Source organism: Microvirga sp. M2, assembly GCF_047497095.1.
GTDB lineage: Bacteria > Pseudomonadota > Alphaproteobacteria > Rhizobiales > Beijerinckiaceae > Microvirga.
In genome coordinates this window covers 1,642,106-1,663,544 of the sequence record NZ_CP134064.1, presented here as the reverse complement: position 1 = coordinate 1,663,544, position 21,439 = coordinate 1,642,106, and the positions used below count along the sequence as shown (strand labels likewise).

The 21,439-nt window shown below is 61.4% G+C and carries 19 protein-coding genes; 15 read left to right on the top strand and 4 right to left on the bottom strand.

Features of this window, described 5'->3' with window-relative positions; all coding sequences use genetic code 11:
- Positions 1–24 precede the first annotated feature (24 nt).
- Entirely contained in the window at positions 25–738 is a 714-nt protein-coding gene (locus RE429_RS27340) for a GntR family transcriptional regulator (RefSeq protein WP_414474860.1), read from the bottom strand.
- A 183-nt stretch (positions 739–921) separates the two neighbouring features.
- On the opposite strand from RE429_RS27340, the gene RE429_RS27335 reads away from it, so the two are divergent.
- From RE429_RS27335 to RE429_RS27305, 7 genes are all read left to right on the top strand, one after another.
- Complete coding sequence (locus RE429_RS27335; RefSeq protein ID WP_414474859.1) at positions 922–2,406, top strand: ABC transporter substrate-binding protein; 1,485 nt, start codon at positions 922–924, stop codon at positions 2,404–2,406.
- A 65-nt stretch (positions 2,407–2,471) separates the two neighbouring features.
- Entirely contained in the window at positions 2,472–3,431 is a 960-nt protein-coding gene (locus RE429_RS27330; RefSeq protein ID WP_414474858.1) for a carbohydrate ABC transporter permease, read from the top strand.
- 5 nt (positions 3,432–3,436) lie between these two features.
- Complete coding sequence (locus RE429_RS27325; RefSeq protein WP_414474857.1) at positions 3,437–4,309, top strand: carbohydrate ABC transporter permease; 873 nt, start codon at positions 3,437–3,439, stop codon at positions 4,307–4,309.
- 13 nt (positions 4,310–4,322) lie between these two features.
- Complete coding sequence (locus RE429_RS27320; protein WP_414474856.1) at positions 4,323–5,420, top strand: ABC transporter ATP-binding protein; 1,098 nt, start codon at positions 4,323–4,325, stop codon at positions 5,418–5,420.
- Between the two features lie 33 nt (positions 5,421–5,453).
- Positions 5,454–6,617 carry a mandelate racemase/muconate lactonizing enzyme family protein gene (locus RE429_RS27315; RefSeq protein ID WP_414474855.1) on the top strand — a complete coding sequence of 388 codons (1,164 nt, stop codon included), beginning with the start codon at positions 5,454–5,456 and terminating at the stop codon, positions 6,615–6,617.
- A 20-nt stretch (positions 6,618–6,637) separates the two neighbouring features.
- Entirely contained in the window at positions 6,638–7,375 is a 738-nt protein-coding gene (locus RE429_RS27310; protein WP_414474854.1) for a ribonuclease activity regulator RraA, read from the top strand.
- A gap of 213 nt (positions 7,376–7,588) precedes the next feature.
- The gene (locus RE429_RS27305) at positions 7,589–8,746 is read left to right on the top strand and encodes a mandelate racemase/muconate lactonizing enzyme family protein (RefSeq protein WP_414474853.1); all 1,158 of its coding nucleotides are present in this window, start codon (positions 7,589–7,591) and stop codon (positions 8,744–8,746) included.
- Between the two features lie 165 nt (positions 8,747–8,911).
- Here RE429_RS27305 and RE429_RS27300 read toward each other — a convergent pair whose 3' ends face one another.
- Complete coding sequence (locus RE429_RS27300) at positions 8,912–9,307, bottom strand: VOC family protein (protein ID WP_414474852.1); 396 nt, start codon at positions 9,305–9,307, stop codon at positions 8,912–8,914.
- 40 nt (positions 9,308–9,347) lie between these two features.
- On the bottom strand, positions 9,348–10,502 hold the full coding sequence (locus RE429_RS27295; protein ID WP_414474851.1) for a LacI family DNA-binding transcriptional regulator: 1,155 nt from the start codon (positions 10,500–10,502) through the stop codon (positions 9,348–9,350).
- Between the two features lie 248 nt (positions 10,503–10,750).
- On the opposite strand from RE429_RS27295, the gene RE429_RS27290 reads away from it, so the two are divergent.
- The 6 genes from RE429_RS27290 (at position 10,751) to RE429_RS27265 (ending at position 16,270) form a co-directional block, all read left to right on the top strand.
- Positions 10,751–11,758 carry a Gfo/Idh/MocA family protein gene (locus RE429_RS27290; RefSeq protein ID WP_414474850.1) on the top strand — a complete coding sequence of 336 codons (1,008 nt, stop codon included), beginning with the start codon at positions 10,751–10,753 and terminating at the stop codon, positions 11,756–11,758.
- An 84-nt stretch (positions 11,759–11,842) separates the two neighbouring features.
- Positions 11,843–12,967, top strand: coding sequence for an NAD(P)/FAD-dependent oxidoreductase (locus tag RE429_RS27285; RefSeq protein WP_414474849.1), 1,125 nt, complete (start codon positions 11,843–11,845; stop codon positions 12,965–12,967).
- 84 nt (positions 12,968–13,051) lie between these two features.
- Positions 13,052–13,822 (top strand): amino acid ABC transporter ATP-binding protein, encoded by a 771-nt coding sequence (locus RE429_RS27280; RefSeq protein ID WP_414474848.1) that lies wholly within the window; start codon positions 13,052–13,054, stop codon positions 13,820–13,822.
- Positions 13,823–13,920: 98 nt separating this feature from the next.
- Positions 13,921–14,775 (top strand): transporter substrate-binding domain-containing protein, encoded by an 855-nt coding sequence (locus tag RE429_RS27275; RefSeq protein ID WP_414474847.1) that lies wholly within the window; start codon positions 13,921–13,923, stop codon positions 14,773–14,775.
- A gap of 91 nt (positions 14,776–14,866) precedes the next feature.
- Complete coding sequence (locus tag RE429_RS27270) at positions 14,867–15,526, top strand: amino acid ABC transporter permease (protein WP_414474846.1); 660 nt, start codon at positions 14,867–14,869, stop codon at positions 15,524–15,526.
- 3 nt (positions 15,527–15,529) lie between these two features.
- Positions 15,530–16,270, top strand: a complete 741-nt coding sequence (locus RE429_RS27265) for an amino acid ABC transporter permease (RefSeq protein WP_414474845.1) — start codon at positions 15,530–15,532, stop codon at positions 16,268–16,270.
- A 230-nt stretch (positions 16,271–16,500) separates the two neighbouring features.
- On the opposite strand, the gene RE429_RS27260 is transcribed toward RE429_RS27265, so the two are convergent.
- Entirely contained in the window at positions 16,501–17,220 is a 720-nt protein-coding gene (locus tag RE429_RS27260) for a winged helix-turn-helix transcriptional regulator (protein WP_414474844.1), read from the bottom strand.
- A 141-nt stretch (positions 17,221–17,361) separates the two neighbouring features.
- On the opposite strand from RE429_RS27260, the gene RE429_RS27255 reads away from it, so the two are divergent.
- Positions 17,362–18,222: a class I SAM-dependent methyltransferase gene (locus tag RE429_RS27255; protein ID WP_414475953.1), complete on the top strand. Its 861-nt coding sequence runs from the start codon at positions 17,362–17,364 to the stop codon at positions 18,220–18,222.
- A 769-nt stretch (positions 18,223–18,991) separates the two neighbouring features.
- Positions 18,992–21,439: a helicase-related protein gene (locus RE429_RS27250; protein ID WP_414474843.1), complete on the top strand. Its 2,448-nt coding sequence runs from the start codon at positions 18,992–18,994 to the stop codon at positions 21,437–21,439.

The window sequence follows — 21,439 nt, the reverse complement described above, 5'->3', positions numbered from 1 at the left end:
GAGGCTGCGCTTCAGAACGAAAACCTACCCTGCCCGGGCTGCCGCCATGGCCCGCATATGCTCGAGGATGTGAAGCCCGGACCCTTCGACGTGCTGCGCCATGAGCTCGGCGGCCCGGTCTGCGTTACCTGCCTTGATGTGGGTGATCAGCGCACGATGGTCACTGATGACCTGCGCTCTCCGCGCGAGAGTGAAGCCGAACCGGCGGCTGACCGCTCGAAGCACCTCCCGGTGTTTCCACCACAGTTCGGCGGCATGTCGATTGTAGTGTCGCTGGTAGATCAAGGTATGGAATTTTGTGTCGAGCTCGCTGTGCAAGACCTGGTCGGCGAAATTGTTGGCCTCGATCTGGCTTTGGACCGCTTCGAGTTCCGCAATGTCGGCCTCCGTGGCCATCCCGACGAACCAACGCGTCAGAGACGGCTCGATCAGAACGCCGATCTCATAGATGTCGCGAATGAAATCTCGGTCGATCGGCCGGACGCGCGCGCCGCGATTGCGCGTGAAGATGACGAAGCCTTCGCCGCGCAAGAGCTGCAGCACCTCCCGAACTGGCGTCGTCGAACTGCCGTGACGCTTGGCGAGGTCGGACACGACGAGGCGCTGATTGGCCTTGAGCCGCCCCGAGACGATGTCCTCCCGGATCACCTTGTAGAGCAGCGCCGTGGAATCGGTGGAGGCGCCGATCGGGTCAATCCCGAGAGGCGGCGCCGCCTGGTAGTCGCTCGCCTCCTTCACTCCTACCTCCAATGATCAGATCGTACGTCGACTGATAACGATAATATACGATCCGGAGCGATTGACACCCAAGTATCGCTCTGTAATCGTCACTAATTAGGAGCATAGATCAAGAATAGCTCCACACGATGGTGGAAGCCACAGTGCCAGTGTGCGCTGGCCTTGAAGAATTGGAGGGACTTGATGTCGACCTTTGACTTCGGCCGGGCCATTCGCGGCGGTGTTTCCGCGGCTGCCCTCACATCGTTGCTGATGTCGTCGCCGGTTTTGGGCGCGCCCCCCGTCGACTTGAGCAAGTGGTCGCCGGAATATGTGCGTTCGATTGCGGGCACAAAGGATTTCGACACCGCCGCCGACTGCAACAAAGTCACGCCACTCGACTATAAGGGCCGTCTCACGTTCTGGTACCAGGGCGTGTTTGAGGGCGACCCTGATCTCTTGCGACAGTACTATAAAGACTTCTTTGCGGCCTTCCGAAAGACTTACCCCAACATAGAGCTGAACGAACAGGCGCTCACCTACAACGACTTGCTCGACAAGTTCCGCACGGCGCTGCTCGGCAACGCCGGCCCGATGATGGTGCGGCTGCAGATTCTGGGCGGCGTCGAATTCGCGTCCAAAGGATATCTCCAGGAACTGAAACCCGAAGACGTCGGCTACGCAACGGAGGATTTCTGGCCCGGGGCCATGAAGTCGAATATGTGGAAGAGCAAGACGTACGGCATCCCGACCAACAACGAGACGATGGCGTTCATCTGGAACGCGGACATCTTCAAGCGGGCCGGTCTCGATCCCGACCGGCCGCCGGCCACTTGGGACGACGTCGTCAGATACTCCAAGCAGATCCACGACAAGCTCGGGATCGCGGGCTATGGACTCGTCGCCCGCAAGAATGCCGGCAACACGCCTTATCGCTTCTTGCCTCAGCTCTGGGGTTACGGCGGCGGCGTGTTCGACGAAACCACGCAGAGCCCGACCTACGCCCAGGTCCAGATCGGCACGCCGGCGAGCAAGCGGGCATTGCAAGCGTCGTACGACATGTATGTGCGCGACAAATCCGTGCCGGTTTCGGCATTGACCAATCAGCAAGCCGATAACCAGCCGCTTTTTCTGGCCGGGCAGCTCGGCATGATGATTTCGCACCCGTCCGACTACGACGTGATGCTGGATCTGAAGAAAAAGGCTTCCGGCAGCGACGTGCAGAAAGCTCAGACCGTCATCGACAACATGCGCTACGGGCTGATCCCGACCGGTCCGGACGGCAAGCGGGCGGTCGTGTTCGGCGGCTCGAACATCCACATCCTGAAGCCAGAATATGTTGACGGGGGAAAGGTGGATCTTCCGGCCGCCAAGGCGCTCGCTTGTTTCTGGACGAGCCCGGAATGGTCGTTGAAAATGGCTTATGCCGGATCGAACCCCGGTAACCTGAATGGCTTCAAGACGAAGTGGATGAAAGAGCGCCTGGACAACATCAAGTTCCTCGACGTCACGACCTCGATGCTGCCTTACGGCGTCCCGTTCCCGACGATTCCCGAGACGCCCGAAATCATGAACATCGTCGTGCCCGATATGCTGCAGAATGCGCTCACGGGCGCGATGACGGTCGATCAGGCCGCCGAAGACGCAGCCAAGAAGATCAAGAACATCATGGACGGCGGTAAGCTCTAGTCCACTTCGCCAACCTAACCGGCGGCCCTCGCCGCCGGTTTGTTTCCCTTACAGGAGGCGCCCCGATGACCATGGCGGCAGGCCTGGTTGACGCTCCTTTGGAAGCAAATGCGAAGCGTTCCGGCTTCTTTCGGCAGGCATGGACCCGTCGCTCCGACTATCTCTACGTGTTGCCCGCGATCGTGGTGATGCTGATCGTCATCGCCTATCCGATCTACTACACCCTGGAGCTGTCCTTCTTCGCGACGCCACCGAGTCTCCAGCTGCGCGATAAGGAGTTCGTCGGCCTCGACAACTACGCGCTGATCCTGAGAAGCGACGTGTTCTGGCGCGTCACCGCTAATACATTCATCTGGACGCTTGCCTCGACCGCGTTCGCTTTCGTTCTGGGGTTAGGGAGTGCGCTCGCGCTGAACAATGAGTTTTTCGGTCGTGGTGTTCTGCGTGCCATCCTTATTATCCCATGGGTCATTAGTGCGGTGGCCGCGTCCTATATCTGGAAGTGGATCTATCACTCGGATTTCGGCGCGATCGGCGCCGTCCTCGTCGGCCTCGGGCTTGCCAGCCGGCCGCCCAATCTCATCGACAGCGTGGGAACAGTTCTGCCGTCGCTGATCGTGGTTAACGTGTGGCGTGAGTTTCCGTTTGCGATGATCATGCTGACGGCTGGCTTGCAGACCGTTCCTGATCAGCTGCTTCGGGCCGCGAAAGTCGACGGTGCCAGCGCGTGGCAGCGTTTCTGGCACGTCACGTTCCCACATCTTCAGGGTGTGTCTACCGTGACGATCCTTCTGCTCGCGGTAGCGAACTTCAACTCCTTCATCATTCCCTGGATCATGACGGGCGGCGGCCCATCGAATGCGTCTCACATCTGGATCACCCATATTTACGAACTCGCCTTCGGACGCCAGCGGTGGGGCATCGCGTCAGCCTATTCAGTGCTCTTGTTCCTCATTCTGATGGCGCTGGGCTATTTTTATGTGCGTGCTCTGAGCGGCGGCGAAAAAAAGGAGCGCGTTGCCTGATGTCGATGCCCGGAATCGTCACGTCCAGGAGAGGTAAGCCGATCGACGTCTGGCGCTGGATTGGACGGATCTTCCTCGCGATGATCCTGTTCTACACGGCAATGCCGATGGCATGGATGTTGTTGACATCGATCAAGTCCGGCTTCGCAGCCATGCAGTTCCCGCCCCAATGGTTGCCGGAGGAACCGACGCTCGCGAGCTACGAGAAGCTGCTCGATCCGAACAACAGCGTCGGCCAGGACTTTCTGCGCTTCTTCTGGAACAGTCTTTTCGTTTCGACCACAACGACGGTGCTCGCGGTCATCGTCGCCGTCCCTGCGGCCTATGCTTTCTCGAGGTTCGAGTTTCCAGGACGTAAGTTCCTCTTCTTCGCGGTGCTGCTGCGCAATATGTTCCCTGCAGTGATCTTCCTTGTGCCGCTCTTCATCCTGATGCGGCTTCTCGGCCTTGTGAACACCCACGGATCGCTGATTTTAACGTATCTCACGTTTGGCCTCCCGCTTGCGATCTGGCTGCTCAAGGGCTTCTACGACAACATTCCCTACCAACTTGAGCAGGCTGCGCGCATCGATGGCGCCACCCGATTCCAAGCGTTCCTTCTGATCGTCATGCCGCTTTCCGCGCCGGGAATTGTCGCAACAGCCATCTATTCCTTCATTGGTGCTTGGAACGAGTACATCTTCGCCTACACGTTCCTCAACAAGAACGAGCAATTGACGCTGCCGGTCGGCATACAACGCTTCTTCTCTGAGAACACGACTGACTTCCCAGGCCTCATGGCGGCCAGTTTCATGATGAGTCTTCCGGTCGTCGTGCTCTTCCTCCTGCTGCAACGCTACTTTGTCCGCGCCCTCACCGAAGGCGCTGTCAAACATTAGGAGAAAAGGTTTCATGGCCCATGTGGTCTTGAAGAATCTGGTTAAGACCTATGGCGCCTTCACGGCCGTCAATGACGTGTCACTCACGGTCGAGAACGGTGAGTTCGTTGCGCTGGTCGGTCCTTCGGGATGCGGCAAGACAACCACGCTCAATCTCGTCGCCGGGTTGATTCCGATTACGTCGGGCGAGATCGAGATCGGAGACCGCGTGGTCAACGACGTCGACCCGAAAGATCGCAACATTGCGATGGTATTCCAGAACTACGCGCTCTATCCGCAAAAGTCGGTCTATAAAAACCTCGCGTTTCCGCTGCAGATGCGCCGCCTTCCTCGCGACGTGATCGATCGGAAGGTCAGGGACGCAGCGCGTGTGCTCGACATGACGCATCTGCTTGAGCGAAAGCCGCGCGAATTGTCTGGCGGACAACAACAGCGCGTGGCCCTCGGTCGGGCGCTCGTGCGCGATCCGGCGGTCTTCCTTATGGATGAGCCGCTCTCCAATCTCGACGCCAAACTGCGCGTGCAGATGCGCTCCGAGATCAAGCGCTTTCACCAGGACCTCAAGGCAACGATCATTTACGTGACCCACGATCAACTCGAAGCCGTTACCATGGCCGACAAGATGGCCGTGATGAATGGCGGATTTCTGCAGCAGTACGATTCCCCGGCTCAGGTCTTCGCCCATCCGGTCAACGTGTTCGTGGCAAGCTTCATCGGCAGTCCAGCCATGAGCCTTATCCCTCTCGAGGCGTCGACGGTGGATGGCCAGACCGTGTTGACCGGTGTGGAAGGCTGGTCCATGACGCTCTCGCCGCTCAACGCCCGGAAGGTGCAGCGCTCGACCACCAGGAAGATCGTGCTGGGAGCACGCCACTCCACGATCAAACTGACCAAGAATGCGTCTCCAAACGCGATCCCGGCCAAGGCCTACACCGTGGAACCGACCGGGGATGTGACGTTCGTGCAGGCGTTGCTGTCCGGGGCCGTCGTCAACATAAGCGTCCCGCCCAACATCGCCATCGCGCCGGACGAGCAGATATGGCTCGAGTTCGACCAGGAGCGCATGCACCTTTTCGATGGTGCGACCGAACTGGCCCTGAAGGTCGATTGAGGCAATTCGATTCGAGGCGACCTGGGGGCATGGATGACCGAAAAGCTTAAGATCACCGGGATCATCCCCTATCCGGTCTGGGTCGGCATCCGAAACCAGATGCTCGTCAAGGTCGAAACCGATCAGGGTGTCGTCGGATGGGGCGAAAGCGGCCTGAGTGGACGCGAGAGAGCGGTCGCCGGCGTTATCGAGCATTATCGCGAGTTCTTGATCGGTCGGGATCCCATGCAGATCGGGAGGATCTGGCAGGAGACATATCGCAGTCAGTATTTTGAAGGTGGGCGGGTGCTGCAGGCCGCGATTTCCGCGATCGACATCGCTCTGCACGATATCAAGGGCAAGGCCCTGGGAGTGCCGGTGTACGAACTGCTCGGCGGCAAGCAGCGCGACCGTGTTCCCACCTTCGCCTCCACCGGGGACGAGGCGGAGGGTGATGTCGCGATCGAGCGTGCCCACGAACTGATCGCACGGGGGTGGCAAACGATCCGCTTCTTCCCGGTCGGGCAGAGCAGCAAGGAAATGTTCGAGCCGCGCGAGTCGATCGGTGCGTCTGCCAGGATGCTCAACAGAGCGCGTGAGGAACTGGGCGATGAGGTCGTCCTCGGCATCGATTACCATCACCGCCTCTCGATTGCCGAGGCCGCAAGCTTCTGCAACAAGCTCGGCCGGGGGGTGCTCGATTTTCTGGAGGAGCCGATCCGGGACGAGACGCCCGAGGCCTATGAAGCACTGCGAACGATGACGGACGTTCCTTTTGCCGTCGGCGAAGAGTTTGCCAGCAAGTGGCAGTTTCTGCCCTATATCGAGCGCGGCATCCACCAGTTTAACCGGATCGATGTCTGCAATGTTGGTGGGCTCACCGAGGCGATGAAAGTGGCCGGCTGGAGCGAAGCGCACTATGTCGATTTGATGCCCCACAATCCGCTTGGGCCCGTCTGCACGGCCGCCTCGGTGCATCTCGCCGCTGCGGTGCCCAACTTCGCTTGGCTCGAAACGAGAGCGCCTGAAACGAAGCTGGGCTTCGACAACTCGGACCTCTTTCCGGTGCAGCCGCGCCTCGATGGTGCCGATTATCCGGTCAGCGACCTTGTCGGGCTGGGCGTCGAAGTCAACGAATCTGCGGTTCGGGCGCAGAGCCTGCGTTTTTGGGAAGCGCCGCATCTCAGGCGCCGCGACGGATCCGTCACGAACTGGTGATCCATTCGACCGAGGGGACAATGACGCAAACATCTGACATCGTACGGCCTGCCAAGGAAGTGATTGAGGGGCTCAAGGAAATCGGGGCCGCGACCGTCGCCGGCACCCTTGGACACATGGGGTTTCGCAATCCCCACATCGTGGGGCCGATTGCGCAGAACCCCGGCAAGTCGATCGTCGGCCCGGCTTTGACTCTTCAGTTCCTGCCCCAGCGACCCGACCTCTTCTCGGAGGGCGAATATGCTGATCCGGAAACGCAACTGCACCGGCACGTGCTGTACCACGTCCAGGAAGGCGATGTCGTCGTGGTGGATGCGCGCGCCGACATGAGTTCGGGGGTCTTCGGCGACATGATGAGCACCTATTTCAAGGGGAGAGGCGGGGCAGGAATTGTCATCGATGGGTGCATGCGCGACCGGCCCAATGTCAAGCAACTCGACCTTCCACTCTGGTTGCGCGGCTGGACGCCCAACTACCATGTGCAGACGAGTATCTTTCCCAACGCCGTGAACGTTCCCATTGCATGCGGTGGCGTGACAGTGATGCCCGGCGATATCATTGTGGCTGATGACGACGGGGCTGTCGTGGTGCCCGTCGCCATGGCAAAGGCGGTGATAGAAGAATCGCGGAAGCATCATGAGTGGGAAGTGTTCTCACGAATGAAACTGATGGAGGGGGCGCCGTTGCAGCGGTACTACCCGTTGCACCCCGATGCCGACGAGGAGTACCGCGCTTGGCGAGACTCTCATCGGAAGTAATTCACGCCGACCTCGCCGGCGGATCGGCGACGGCGACGGCGGCAGAAGGGGACGGAATAAAAGCAAAGTTGAAAGCCGCAACGGCTTCGAGACTCTCCGTTTAGGAAGAGACGCTGGGCCTCGACCGCAACGCCGCTGGAACAGGGGGCGTCAAGCCGGTTAGGTCGCGGCGGACGTTCGGCAGATCCATCCACCAGCATGACGAGAGAACCGATGAAGATCACCGACATCAAGACGGCAGTCGTTGCCTACCACGGTCAGGCGACGCTGATTAGGATCGATACCGACATTGGCATTTCGGGATATGGGGAGGCCAACCCCGACGCCGGCGCTGCGGCGATCGTGGGCCTGATCTCCGAGTTGAAGCCGGAGCTGGTTGGCGAGGATCCTCGCAACGTCGAAGCTTGCTGGGAGAAGATCCGGCGGAAGCACGTTTTCTCCGGCGCACAGTCGGGCATCTTCCTGATCGCGCTAAGCGGCATCGAGATGGCGCTTTGGGATCTCGCAGCCAAGGCGGCGGATCAACCGTTGTACCGGATGTTCGGCGGCAAGTTCCGCGACCGCATTCGCCTCTACGCTGATTGCGGCGACGGAGACGACCCCTCAGGATCCCCGGAGGGTTGCGCCGTCAGGGCGAAGCGTATGGTTTCAGAGGGCTTCACGGCCCTGAAGTTCGACATCGACGATCTTGAGCACCCGGCGAAGTTCGATGCGGCCAATCACACGATCAACGGCGCAGAACTGCGCTCCATGGTGGAGCGCGTGGCCGCCGTCCGCGATGCAATCGGTCCCGACATCGATTTATGCATCGACCTTCACGCGCGCTACGACGTGCCGAGTGCCTGCCGCATCGCCGGCGAGATGGAGCGCTTCGGCTTGCTCTGGCTGGAAGAGCCGATTCCGGCAGAGAATGTCGAGGCGCTGAAGCAGATACGTGCGCGCAGCAAGACGCCGATCTGCGTCGGTGAGAATCTTTATCTGCGCTGGGGGTTTCGTGAACTCCTCCAGGGGCAGTGCGCCGACGTGGTGATGCCGGACGTTCCCAAGTGCGGAGGACTCTCGGAAAGCCGGAAAATCGCGCATCTCGCGGAGATCTACTACCTTCCTTTCGCTCCCCATCTCGTGTCCACCCCGCTCGGCACAATGGCTACCTGCCATGTCTGCGGTTCGGTGCCGAACTTCCTCGTTCTCGAGTGGCACGCCCTTGAGGAGCGCGAGGTGTGGGACAGCTATGTCCATGTCCCGCACGCCGGAAGGACCATCGTGCATGATGGGCATATCGCCTTGCCCGATGCACCGGGAATTGGCGTCGAATTGAACCTCCACGGCGTCCGCAAGCATGCCGTCGCAGGCTATGGCGTTTTCGAATAGGGCTTGCAGCACTGACGTTTGTCATTTCGCCCCTGTCCCGCGGTAGTCCCCCGATCAGCGGCTCATTCCGGCATCACCTCGAACGGTACCGATGCCGCTGTTCCTGCCCGGTGTAGTCGAGCAGCCGAGCGTGGCTAGCGTCTTTATGGCACGACGTTACGATGTTCATAGACCCTCATTGTTATCTTCATAAAGTTCCAGAGGCAGCCCGTCGGGGTCGGCGAAGAACGTGAAACGCTGCTGTGTATGGTCGTCGATGCGGATCGGCTCAACGATGATCCCAAATTCCTCCAGACGTGCAATGATCGGTTCTAGGGACTTCACTCGGAAGGCGAGGTGCCGCAGGCCACGAGCCTCCGGCCGGGACGGGCGGGGCGGCGGGTCAGGAAACGAGAAGAGCTCAATGTGGGCCGAGCCGATTTGAAGATCGCACTTCCAGGACTGCCGCTCTGCGCGCCAGATCTCGCGGATGACCGGGAGACTTAGAATTTGAGAATAGAACCGCTTCGAACGCTCGTAATCCGAGCAGATGATCGCAACATGGTGAATGGCGTTCAGCATGAATACCTCGGCTTCGTGAGTGTCGAGCAGCGACGTGACATCATGGCTTCATGCTTGCGGCACGAGTCTTTCCCGAAGCCGCTTTCGCAACCGGCCGGGGCTTTGCTTTCTTCAAGCCATCCTGCGCGGCGGGCGGTGCGCCGACCGACTGCCGTTCGATCATCTTCGTGGCAAGCACCAATCGATTCGGCGTTCCGGTTGCTCCATCGATGCGCTTGATCAGGATCCGCGCGCTTTGGGCGCCAAGATCGTAGACCGGCTGCGAGATCACAGTGATGGGCGGACTTGTTACGCTGGTCCAGTCGGCATCGTGGAAGGCGATGAGTGAAAGATCGCTGGGGATCGACAAGCCCAGGTTGCGGATGACCTTGAACACCTCAAGCCCGACCACGTTGTCCGATGCCAGGATGGCAGTCGGTCGACGCGGCATCGAGAGAAGATCGGCGATGATTCTCTCCGAAGCTCCCTGACGCGTTGCTCCCAGGCGGATATAGTGTTCGGGACGCTCGATCCCGGCCTCGGCGGAAGCTGCTAGAAAACCGTCGATGCGATCCATCACGGTTGTCAGGTTGATCTGGTGAGGTCCCCTGTAGATCGGATCATCGGAAGCCGTCGCCGTGATATAGGCGATCCGCCTATGCCCAGCCTCGATCAGCATGCGGGTGGCCGCCGCGGCTGCCGCCTGGTCATCCGTGATGACGCTGTCGACTCTGAGCTTTGGAACGGCGCGGTCCAGCAGAACCAGGGGGCGGCCCGACCTCTGGACACCTTCCAGATGCTGGATATCGGACATGGATGCAGGGGTGATGATCAGGCCGTCGACCCTCTTGCCCAGAAGCACCTGTACGGCTGCCCGCTCCTTGCCGACCTTTTCCCCGGAATTAGCCAGAATGACGTCGAACCCTGCGGCGCTCGCCACTTCGCTGATGCCGCGGACAGCCTGTCCGAAATAGGGGTTCTCGATGTCACCGACGATCACGCCGATCGTTCGCGAGCGGCCCGTCGTCATACTGCGGGCGAGTTCGTTGGGCTGATAGCCCAACGCCCGCGCGGCTGTAAGAACCTTTTCCTTCACCTCCGGACTGGCCGTTCCATAACTGCCCAACACCCTGGCAGCCGTAGCTTTGGAGACACCCGCCTCACGGGCGACATCCTGGAGAGTGACCAATCGTTTCTGGGCTGTTCTGTCGTTCATGCACGCCGACCTAAGGAGCAATTTATCGAATCGTCAAGCAGAGCACCCTGTTGACAGGTGAGACCGGTCTCACATAGCCTGAGACCGGTCTCATACTAGCAGTTTGCTCGCTTCACCGGAAACAGAAACCCAGATGAGCGTGGATCAACTTCGTGACGTCGGGTCATGGAAGCGCCGCATCAGTTCGTTCAGCCTCGCGTGCAGCTACGCCGCTTGGTTTGCTCTCCGTCTACAAAGGTTCATGACCCATGTCGAAGAAAGTCAGGTGGGGTGTGCTGAGCACCGCCCAAATCGCCAGGAAGCACGTCATTCCGGCCATGAAGGCAGGGTGTTTCACGGACATCGTGGCGATTGCATCCCGGGACAAAGAGCGGGCCAGCGAAGCCGCCGCGGATCTCGGGGTTCCCAAGGCCTATGGGTCGTATGAGGCACTGCTTGCGGATCCGGACATCGACGCGATCTACAATCCGCTTCCGAACCACCTGCATGCACCTTTGACCATCAAGGCGCTCGAAGCCGGCAAGCATGTCCTATGCGAGAAACCGATTGCTCTCAATGCCGAGGAGGCACGGCAGATCGAGGCCGCTCAGAAGAAGAGCGGCTTGCTCGTGGGTGAAGCCTTCATGGTGCGCTTCCATCCGCAATGGCGGCGCGTGCGCGAGATCGTTCGCAGTGGACGTCTGGGAGAGGTGCGTGCCATCCAGACGATCTTCTCCTATTTCCTGACGGATCCGGGCAACATCCGGAATCAAGCAGATATCGGCGGCGGTGGGCTCTACGATATCGGCTGCTATGCCATCAATACGGCCCGTTTCGTGTTTGAATCCGAGCCGGAGCGCGTAATCGGCCTGTTCGACAGGGATCCCCAGATGGGAACGGACCGCTTGAGCAGCGGCTTGGCGGAATTCTCCGGCGGTCGGCAGCTGACGTTCACCTCCGCTACCCAGCTTGTGCCATGCCAGCGTGTGCAGATCCTAGGTACCCGTGGGCGCATCGAAATCCAAATTCCGTTCAATGCACCTGCAGGCATGGAAGCCGCTATCGTGGTCGACGACGGGCGGGATCTCTCCGGCGGCGGCAGGGACCACATCACGATATCCGCCAGTAATCAGTACACCCTGCAGGGCGATGCCTTTTCGCAGGCGGTTCTCGGCGAGAAGCCGCTCGAATGGGGAATCGCCGACGCAGTGTCGAACATGCGCGTGATCGACGCTCTCTTCCGCTCGGCGCGTTCCGAGACATGGGAGCGTCCCTGAACACCTTCCAACAGGTCGACCTGCCGCTATCCCGGGCTGACGGGCTGCCCCGTCAACGAGCACAACCACAGAAGGAACTATCTGGTGAACTCTTCATCCTCGTCTTTGCGGGTTGCTGTCATCGGCGGTGGGATTCTCGGGGCGTCCTCAGCCGTACAGCTTGCACGCCTGGGCGCTCGCGTGACGTTGGTGACCGAAGGCGGATTATCGAGCGAAGCCTCGGGCCGCTCGCTCGCCTGGTTGAACTCGGCACGTTTCCGCTCCGCCGAATACCATAAGCTGCGCATGATCGGCATCGATCGCTACCGCACTCTGGCGGCCCGTTATCCCGCCGGACCCTGGCTGCGCTTCGATGGAGGTCTCACGTGGGATGCCGATGACAGTTCGAACAGGATCGCCGAGGCGTTCACACACGAACAGAGTATCGGTTACGACGCGCGGCTTCTTGCTCCCGAACAGGTCGCAGCCATGACGCCGGGCGTCGATGTGCGTGCGATCACCCGTCAGGGCGCGATTTTCAATCCCGGAGAGGGCTGGGTGGACCTGCCGTCCCTGATCCGCGTACTGCTCGACGAGTTTGCCACGCTGGGCGGCGAGATCGTCACGCAAGCCGGCCGGGCCAGCGTCGATGTCGAAGGAGGGCGAGCAGCCGGGGTATCGACCTCGAGCGGCAAGCGGATTGTGGCCGATGCCGTTCTGGTGGCCGCTGGCGCTGCCGTCCCCCAGATGGTCGCTGATGTCGGCGTTGTCATTCCGGACGCAACCCCGATCTCGCTTCTGGTCCGCTCGAAGCCGCTCAAAACTGGTCTGCGGGCTGTCCTCAACACGCCGCGCGTGGCTGTGCGTCCCACGCCCGACGGCGCCATCGTGTTCGACTCCGCCTGGTCGGAGGATGAGGTCGTCCGCCATGCGGATGGGACCTACGAGGTGCGGGAATCGACCGTTCGGAAGCTCGCTGAGGAGGCCTCCGCGGTGCTCGCCGACAATCCGAAGATCGAAATCGACTCTTATGGGGTCGGGCCGAAGCCCGTGCCGAAGGATGGCGAACCGGTTCTCGGCGCTCTCACCGCGGTTCCGGGTTATTATGTAGCTTTCACCCACAGCGGCGCCACGATGGGTCTGATCGCGGGCGAACTGCTGGCCCGGGAAATCGTCACCGGAGAGGCCAGCCCGCTGCTCGCCACGTTCCGGCCCGACCGGTTCGCGTAACGGTGACCTGTGGCCCTGCGCCTCGCGCGGAGAGCGGACCTTTGAACAAAGGTGAACTTGGGACAACACGCCCGGGAGACTGACATGGGACAGGCCAGTAATCATGCAACCGGCGGCAGCCAGGATGTCTGCATCGAATTCAGCAATGTCGACAAATGGTTCGGCGCAGTGCAGGTGCTGCACGACATTAGCTTGACAGTGGGGAAAGGCGAGAAGGTTGTCGTCTGCGGCCCATCCGGATCGGGCAAATCCACGATGATCCGCTGTATCAACCATCTTGAGAAGCACCAGAAGGGCCGGATCGTCGTCAACGGGATTGAGCTCACGGAGAACAAGCGCAGCATCGATCGTGTCCGGCAGGATATCGGCATGGTGTTTCAGAGCTTCAACCTTTATCCGCACCTGACCGTTCTGGAGAACTGCACGCTCGCGCCCCGGTGGGTGAAGGGGGTGTCGCGGAAGGATGCGGAGGACCTGGCGCTGCGCTATCTCGAGCGCGTGCGCATTCCGGACAAGGCGAATGCTTATCCGAGCCAGCTGTCCGGTGGGCAACAGCAGCGAGCTGCCATTGCACGCTCGCTCTGCATGAGCCCGAAGATCATGCTGTTCGACGAGCCGACTTCGGCACTCGACCCCGAGCTTGTGCGCGAAGTTCTGGACACAATGGCGCAGCTTGCCAGCGACGGGATGACAATGATGTGCGTCACGCACGAAATGGGCTTCGCCCGGCAGATCGCCGACCGGGTGATCTTCATGGATGCGGGCCGGGTCGTGGAGACGGCACCTCCTGACGAGTTCTTCCGCAACCCTCGGGAAAGCCGCACCCGAACCTTCCTGAGCCAGATCCTGCACTAGGAGATCCCCCTTCCGCGGACGGCCGAGTTCCGCAGCAACAAATCGACGGACGATCAACGTTCGCACCGCAAGACCCAAAAATCCAAAGGGAAATATCCATGAACCGACAGACCAGCATGCTTCGTTACCCTATCGCATCATTGGGTTTCATCGCCGCCGTCGCATTCCAGGCGACCGGAGCCTCGGCGCAGGATCTTCCAGCCCTGCCGAAGGCGATCAAGGATGCGGGCGTCATCCGCATCGGCGTCAAGTGCGACTCCCCGCCATTCGGCTCCTCCGGCCCGGACGGCAGGCCGGTCGGCGTGGAGGTCGAAATGGCGAAGAAGATCGGCACCTATGCCTTCGGATCCCCGGACAAGGCGGAGCTGAGCTGCGTCGCCACCGACGCGCGCATCCCATCCCTGACCGGCGGCAAGATCGACCTGATCATCGCGACCCTCGGCAAGACCCCGCCGCGCGAGCAGGTGATCGATTACTCCGACATCTATTACTGGGGCGGCAGCAACGTCATCGTGCCGAAGGACAGCCCAGTCCAGAAGCTTGCCGACCTTGAGGGCAAGTCGATCCTGATCGTGAAGGGCGGCAATCAGCTCAAATGGCTGCGTGACCGCATTCCCGGAATCCAGTTCGTTCAGCTCAACACCAATGCAGACAACATCCAGGCCCTGCAGCAAGGTCGGGCCGACGGGTATGTGGGCGATGCGGTCACGATTGCGACTCTGATCAGCAACTATCCCACTTTCCGTGTCCTCAAGGAGGAGGTCGATCTCGGGTTCAATGGAGTCGGCATCCGCAAGAACGAGCCTGAGCTCAAGGCCTTCGTGAACGCCGCCCTGAAGAAAATGAAGGAGGAGAAGTTCTTCTCGCAGGTGGTGCCCAACTACATCTCCGACCCGATCGTCACGAAGGAGATGATCAAGTCCTTCGAGACCGATCCGCCGGCCACGAACTGAGCGGGTGCGCGAGGCCGGGTGGAGGCCAGATCCTCCACCCGATGAGCACCTCGGATGCTCGTCCGACCATCGTCAGCAAGGGCGGAAAGTGATGGATTTCAATTATATTCTCGATGCGCTGCCGGACCTGATGAGGGGGCTCGCAATGACCCTCATGGTCAGCGGCCTCGCCATCCTGCTTTCCTGCATCATCGGTGCCGCCGGGGCGGCGCTGCGCACAAGCGGCTTCAGGCCGGCTGAATATCTCGTCACCGGCTATGTCGAGTTCATCCGCGGTACGCCGTATCTCGTGCAGATCTTCTTCATTTTTTATGGGCTGCCGAGCCTCGGGCTGCGCCTGTCGGTCTTCTGGTCGGGCGTCGCTGCGCTGACCCTATGGGCGAGCGCCTTCCAGATCGAGAACTTCCGAGGAGGACTTGCGGCCGTCAGCCATGGCGTGCACGACGCGTCCGCGTCCCTTGGCCTAAAACGCTGGCAGCATGCGCTGCTCGTCGTATTCCCATTGGCAGCCCGGGCGGCGCTGCCGTCCTCGATGAACACCATCGTGGCCACGGTCAAGAACTCCGCCTATCTCCAGGCCATCGGCCTCGTGGAACTGACCTTCGTGGCCGTCGATCGCATTGCCTATGATTTTCGCGCCATCGAGATGTTTTTCTCCATCTGCGTGATCTATCTGCTCTGCGTCTTTGCTCTCTCCGGTCTGGGGAACGCACTGGAGCGTCGCCTCAATCGGCCTTTTGCAGGGAGATAGTCGATGCTTCTTCTCGAATTTCGGTCTTTCCTGTTTGACGGCCTCATCAATACGCTGCTCCTGTCGCTGGTGATGATCCTGGGCGGAACCCTGTTCGCGATCCTCTTCGCGGCCGGTCTGTCGCTTCGGTCCCGATGGCTTAGCCGCCCCGTCTACCTCGTCGTGGAATGTCTTCGGGACATTCCCCTGATGGTGACAGTGCTGCTCGTCTACTTCATCCTGCCCAACATCGGGATCTCGCTGAATCCGTTCTGGTCGAGCGCGCTCAGCGTATCGGTCTGGGGTGGCGCGAATGGCGCGCATATCATTCGTGCGGGCCTCGCCTCGGTCCCCAAAGGACAATGGGAGACGGTTCAGGCTTTCGGGCTTGGCGGCTGGAAGGGGCTTCTTCTGGTGGTCGTGCCTCAAGCCATGCCGGTTATCCTGCCGCCTTACATCAGCCTCGTGACCGGTTTGGTGCAGGCGAGCTCGCTTGGCGCAGTCCTCGGTGTCAATGAGCTCCTGCGCTCGGCACAAATCCTCATTGAACAGACGACGATCGCCCGCGGCGGGAGCCCCGCTTACCTCGTTTACGGCGCCATTCTGGTCGCCTACTTCGTGCTGTGCTGGGCCATCGCGATTGGTGGACGTCGTCTCGAATCGCATTTTGCAAAGCCATATCGCCGCCACAGGCCAAGCGTCGATCGCGAGAAGGACCCCTCCCAGGTTCTGGCCCCAACAGCCCCGTTGGACATCAGGACCTGAGCGATGAGCTGCCCAACGCGCGGGTATTCCAGGCTCCTCAAGGAGGCGGCGCCGCTTGAGCAGGGTCGTGGCGGTCCGTGAGTCGAATGTCCTTTTTCGGCACTCCCGAGACATAGGCGATTGGTCAGCTTCGGCGCGGAGGAGGCGATGTTTGTTGAGCGGCCGGAAGGTGGTGATTGACCCTTAGCGGTCCTCCACCCCCAGCCTCTCGCCCTGTCCGTTCCGACCGTTCATTCCGGTCTGGGCGGGACGATGGGGAGATCGCGGCCGACGATCCGGTCGAGCCGCAGCCATCGATCGAGCTGGTCTGTCACGTCCCGACTGCCGTCGATGACAAGGGCGCGCCGCGTTGCCTCGTGCCAGCTCACATGCCCGAGATAGATATCAACCAGGGTCGCGATGCTGCCGGAGACAATGCAGTCGATCGGATACCCCGGATCTTTCAGGCAGACATCCACGAGGTCGCGTTCCAGTACGAGCCAATGCAGCCGCACACCGGTCCGGCAGCGGGGGACACCCGACAGATCGAACCGGACAACGATGCGACGGCCGGGGAGGGCGTCGCGGTCGACCCGCCGCCGCAGAGCCCACATCAAGACGGTGGAGTCGTAATCGTCGTCCGTGACTCTTTGCCGGCCATGCACCAATCCCCAGCGTCCCAGAACCTCGATCACCTCGCGCAAGGCTTCGCCTGCATCCGTGAGCTTCCACAGATGCCCTTTGTCCGCGCCTCCCTCTCTCGGCGCCCTGACGACAATGCCGTTGCTTTCGAGTTGTCGGAGCCGTTCGGACAGAAGCGCTCGTGACATCCGAGGCACGCCGCGGTGGATGTCGTTGAAGCTCTTTTCACCGCACATGAGCTCGCGCAGCACCAGCGGCGTCCACCGCGTGGCAACGATCTCGGCGCCCTTCGCGACGGGGCAGAACTGGCTGTAACCACCTTCGTCCATGTGGAAAGAAGACCACAAAAGCCGGGAGCGCACCAGTTCAGAAGTTGAACTTGAGGCCGTGGAGCGATTGGGTGAGCGTGGGCTGGCCATAAGGAGGCTCCCATGACGTTCACAACCCAGCCGTCCCATGCTTCCCGTTCCATGGCCAAGCCGGCCGAGACGGCGGCGCCGCAGGCAGATTTCTCCGCCCTCAAGCAGAAGCAGCAAGCGACTTGGGCCGCCGGCGACTACGCGGTGATTGGAACCACACTCCAGATCGTCGGCGAGCGCCTGTGCGAGGCTGTCGATCTTCGCGCCGGCGAACGGGTGCTCGATGTTGCGGCCGGCAACGGCAATGCGTCGCTCGCCGCGGCACGTCGCTGGGCCGAGGTCACCGCGACGGACTACGTCGGGGCCTTGCTTGAGAGGGCCCGAGAGCGTGCTGGAGCCGAACGCCTTCGAATCCACTTTCAGGTAGCCGACGCCGAGGCGCTCCCGTTCGAGGACGGGACGTTCGAAGTCGTTCTGTCCACCTTCGGCGTGATGTTCGCACCGGACCAGGAAACGGCGGCCCGCGAGCTGGTCAGAGTGTGTCGGAGCGGTGGCCGCATCGGCCTGGCGAACTGGACGCCGGACGGCTTCATCGGCCAGCTCCTCAAGACCATCGGCAAGCACGTGCCGCCGCCGGCGGGAGTGAGGTCGCCTGCTCTTTGGGGCACACAGGAGCGCCTCCAGGAGCTGTTCGCGGGGCATGACATTGACGTGATCCCGCAGACCTTCACCTTCCGCTACAAATCGCCTGTGCACTGGCTCGAGGTCTTCAAGACCTATTATGGCCCCACGCAGCGGGCCTTCGCGGCGCTTGGGACCGATCAGCAGGCCGCACTTCAGTCCGACATCATGGACCTTCTCGCCCGCTTCAATCGGGGCGGGAGCGATACGCTGATCGTGCCGGGCGACTACCTCGAGGTCGTCGTTACAAAAATGAGTGAGACAGCGCCGCGATCCCCAAGCGCAGGCTGAGACGGGGGCGATGCAGCCTCTTGGTGAGGTGTTGCCCGCCATCGGCTGCATCGGTTGGATCAGACCATCTGCAGGCCCATCTACACGCCTCGCTCTCATGCTCGCATCAATGTGACATCCGCAGCAGGGCAGCGTTCGCCCCTGCGGAACGAGTCTTGTGCGAGCAGGTGCGTGCCGTCTGCGACCGGCACCCGCCCGGTGACGGCGAAGCCATCGAGCAAGTCCTCCAACGGGCTTCAAGAGGGGGCGGCGTGGAAGCGACCTGCCTCCTCGCCTTAGTGGAGAGCGCGCGTTGACCGCCTATTCCCGGCCGACTCGGCCGTCGACGTCGGAACCCGGCGCTCCTTAGATGGCAGCGAAATGGCTCCTCGAACGAGGAACATGGACGTTTTTGAGGGGCCCAGATCATCTCCGTCCGACCGAACGGCGCTTTCTCCAGCGGGCTCGCCGGGCCGATCCGGCGGGCCTTTCATTGGGACAAATAATGTGAATGAAGTCTCCCTGCGACGGCGGATCTCTTGATTTCGGAGACAACCATCGACATATAAACCCTAGGAAAATCTGACGATTCAATTCATAGATCCTAGAACCTATGCATGGTCAGGAACGTTTCCGGATCCTGCGGGCGTTAGCGCTCAGCACCGTTCCTCTGAAAACAACTGCGCTCTTCCGGAGTTGAACTCCGGCGTATGGCCGATGCCGCGGTAGAAGGCGCCCATTCAACGAGTCCGGAGCAACGGCAAACGTGCTCTGCCCTGCGGAATTATGAATGCCTAAGAAATCGAAAGCCTTCGTCAGCATCAATCACCTGCCCGGACTCCTGCTTGCCAGCGCGACCGAGTGCGAACGCTGGATCGAGGCTGGACTGATTCCAGTTGCCGAGTACCGGACGCTCCAGAAGCGAGGGCGCATTGTTGCAGCTCCCATGTTCGACACTGAAACCGTTGCGCAGCTGGCGGCCGAGGTCCCGGCGTGGCGAATGCAGCGGGGGAATGGTGATGCCGAAAGACATGCGCGCTCCAAGCCCAAGGGAGCCGATACCCCTACCGTCCAGCCGATCGATGATGCGACCCATCGGCGGCGGCAGAGCATCCTCGCGCCTGTCCGGAAGAACACGGGCATCTATGTGGCGGAGGATATCCGCAAGATCGAAAGCGGCCGGTGGAAGCCGGAGCGCGTCTTTGCCGGCTACCTGGCGGTATTCAGCCGGCCTATGCAGATCCTGCCGGGCGGCTGCTCCACGGATATCATCATCGAGTTCGCCTTTGCCGAGCCCCTGGACGTTGCGGCCGTTGTCCTGGATCCGGCCAGCGTCGAGCGGGGTGAGATTGCCGCTGCGTCTGATGCCCTCAAGGCCAGGCTGATCGAGCTGCGGGATTCCACCTTCACAGTCTGCGAGGCGGAGCTGGCAAGCTGGCGCGATGAGTTTGAGACCTATCTTGCCGCTTATGAAGACGCCGAAGAGCGCCAAGCCATCCTGGGCGGTATTCAGGCTGCGATCGAGAAGCTCGACCGAATCCATGCCTCGGACAAGGGCGGCCCAGCCGCCGCCGGGCGCAAGCTTCGGCAGAAGCTCGATGATCTCCGCTCCAAGGCCGCCGCCACACGGCTCCGACACCTGCGCGAGGCGCAGATCCGCGAGGCGTCCGGCTACGAGCGCTATGCCGCGATCTTTCCGGTGGCCCGTTCCCTGAACCGCAGGTTCCTGTTCCTGGCTGGACCGACCAATTCCGGCAAGACCTATGAGGCCCTGAAATTCGCCGGTGAGGCCGAGACGGCCGAGATCCTGTCCCCCTTACGCCTCCTCGCGCTGGAGCACTACGAGCGCATGAGCGAGGTGGGCGTGGCCGCCGGCATGGTGACGGGTGAGGAGCGTGTTTTACCCGAAGGCGTGACGCATATCGCTCGCACCATCGAGACGCTCGATCTGCACCGGGTGGTTGATGTCTGCGTGATCGATGAGGTCCAGATGCTAGGTGATCCGAACCGGGGCTGGGCATGGACTCAGGCCATGATCGGAGCTCCCGCGCGCCTCGTGGTTCTGACCGGCGCGCCGGAGGCGATCCCGCTCGTCGAGCACCTGCTCGCGATGACCGGTGAGCCGCTGGAGGTGAAGATCCTGAAGCGCAAGGGCAAGCTGCGCGTCGAAGGCGTTCCGGCCAATCTCAAGAAGCTGTCCCGCGGGGATGCGGTCGTAGCCTTCACCCGCAAGAATGTTCACGATCTCCGGGCGCAACTGGTGCAGGCCGGGCGCACGGTTGCCACTGTTTATGGTGCCCTTGGACCGGAGGTTCGCAGGGCCGAGGCGGCGCGCTTCCGCAACGGTGAGGCTGAAATCCTCGTGGCGACGGATGCCATTGGCATGGGCCTGACCATCGGCCCGTTGCGCCGCGTCGTGTTCTCCACCTTGCGCAAGTTCGATGGCGTGCGCGAGCGGCAGCTCACGGCCATGGAGATCAAGCAGATCGCCGGTCGGGCAGGGCGCTTCGGTCACCATGACGAAGGGCTTGTGACGGCCCTGCCGGAAGCGGGAGGCTATGCGCAGGTCGAGACCACTATTAAAAATGCCCTGAAGGGCGACGCCGGCAAGATGCGGGGCAAGGCCTATGTCCGCCCCAACCAGGAGACGGTTTCGTCGGCCAGCGAAGTGCTGCAGACCGACCGGCTCGGTCGTGTTCTCCGGCACCTGAACGACACCCTGGTTGCCGGCCATCCGGATCTTCGCATGGCCGACATGGAGGAGATGATCGAACTGGCGACGCTCCTCGACACCGTGGATCTGCCGATCCTCGACCGCCTATCGTACTCAATGGCGCCCGTCGATGGACGGGAACGACTGGCGGTCGAACTGCTGCTCGACTGGGCGCGGCGGCATGCGCGCTACGGGCGCGTTCAGGCGCCGGACTTCGGCGTCAACACCGACCTCCTGAAGCTGGAAGCCCGAGTGAAGATCGCCACCAGTTGGCTCTGGCTGGCTCAGCGTTATCCGGGCGTGTTCGAAGACATGGAAGCGGTCGTGGACCTCCGGGCAAGCCTCAATGCCAAAATCGAGGAGAAGCTCGTTGCCAGCTCTGTATCCCATCGCGGGAGACCCGATGAGAGGTCACGACGGGACAGAAGCGCGAAACCCCCGCGGCAGCAAAGAAAGCGCCGTAGCTGGATGGATGCGGAAGCAGGCAACGTGGAACAGAATCGCGTTCGCGGGCGGTCGCCCTAG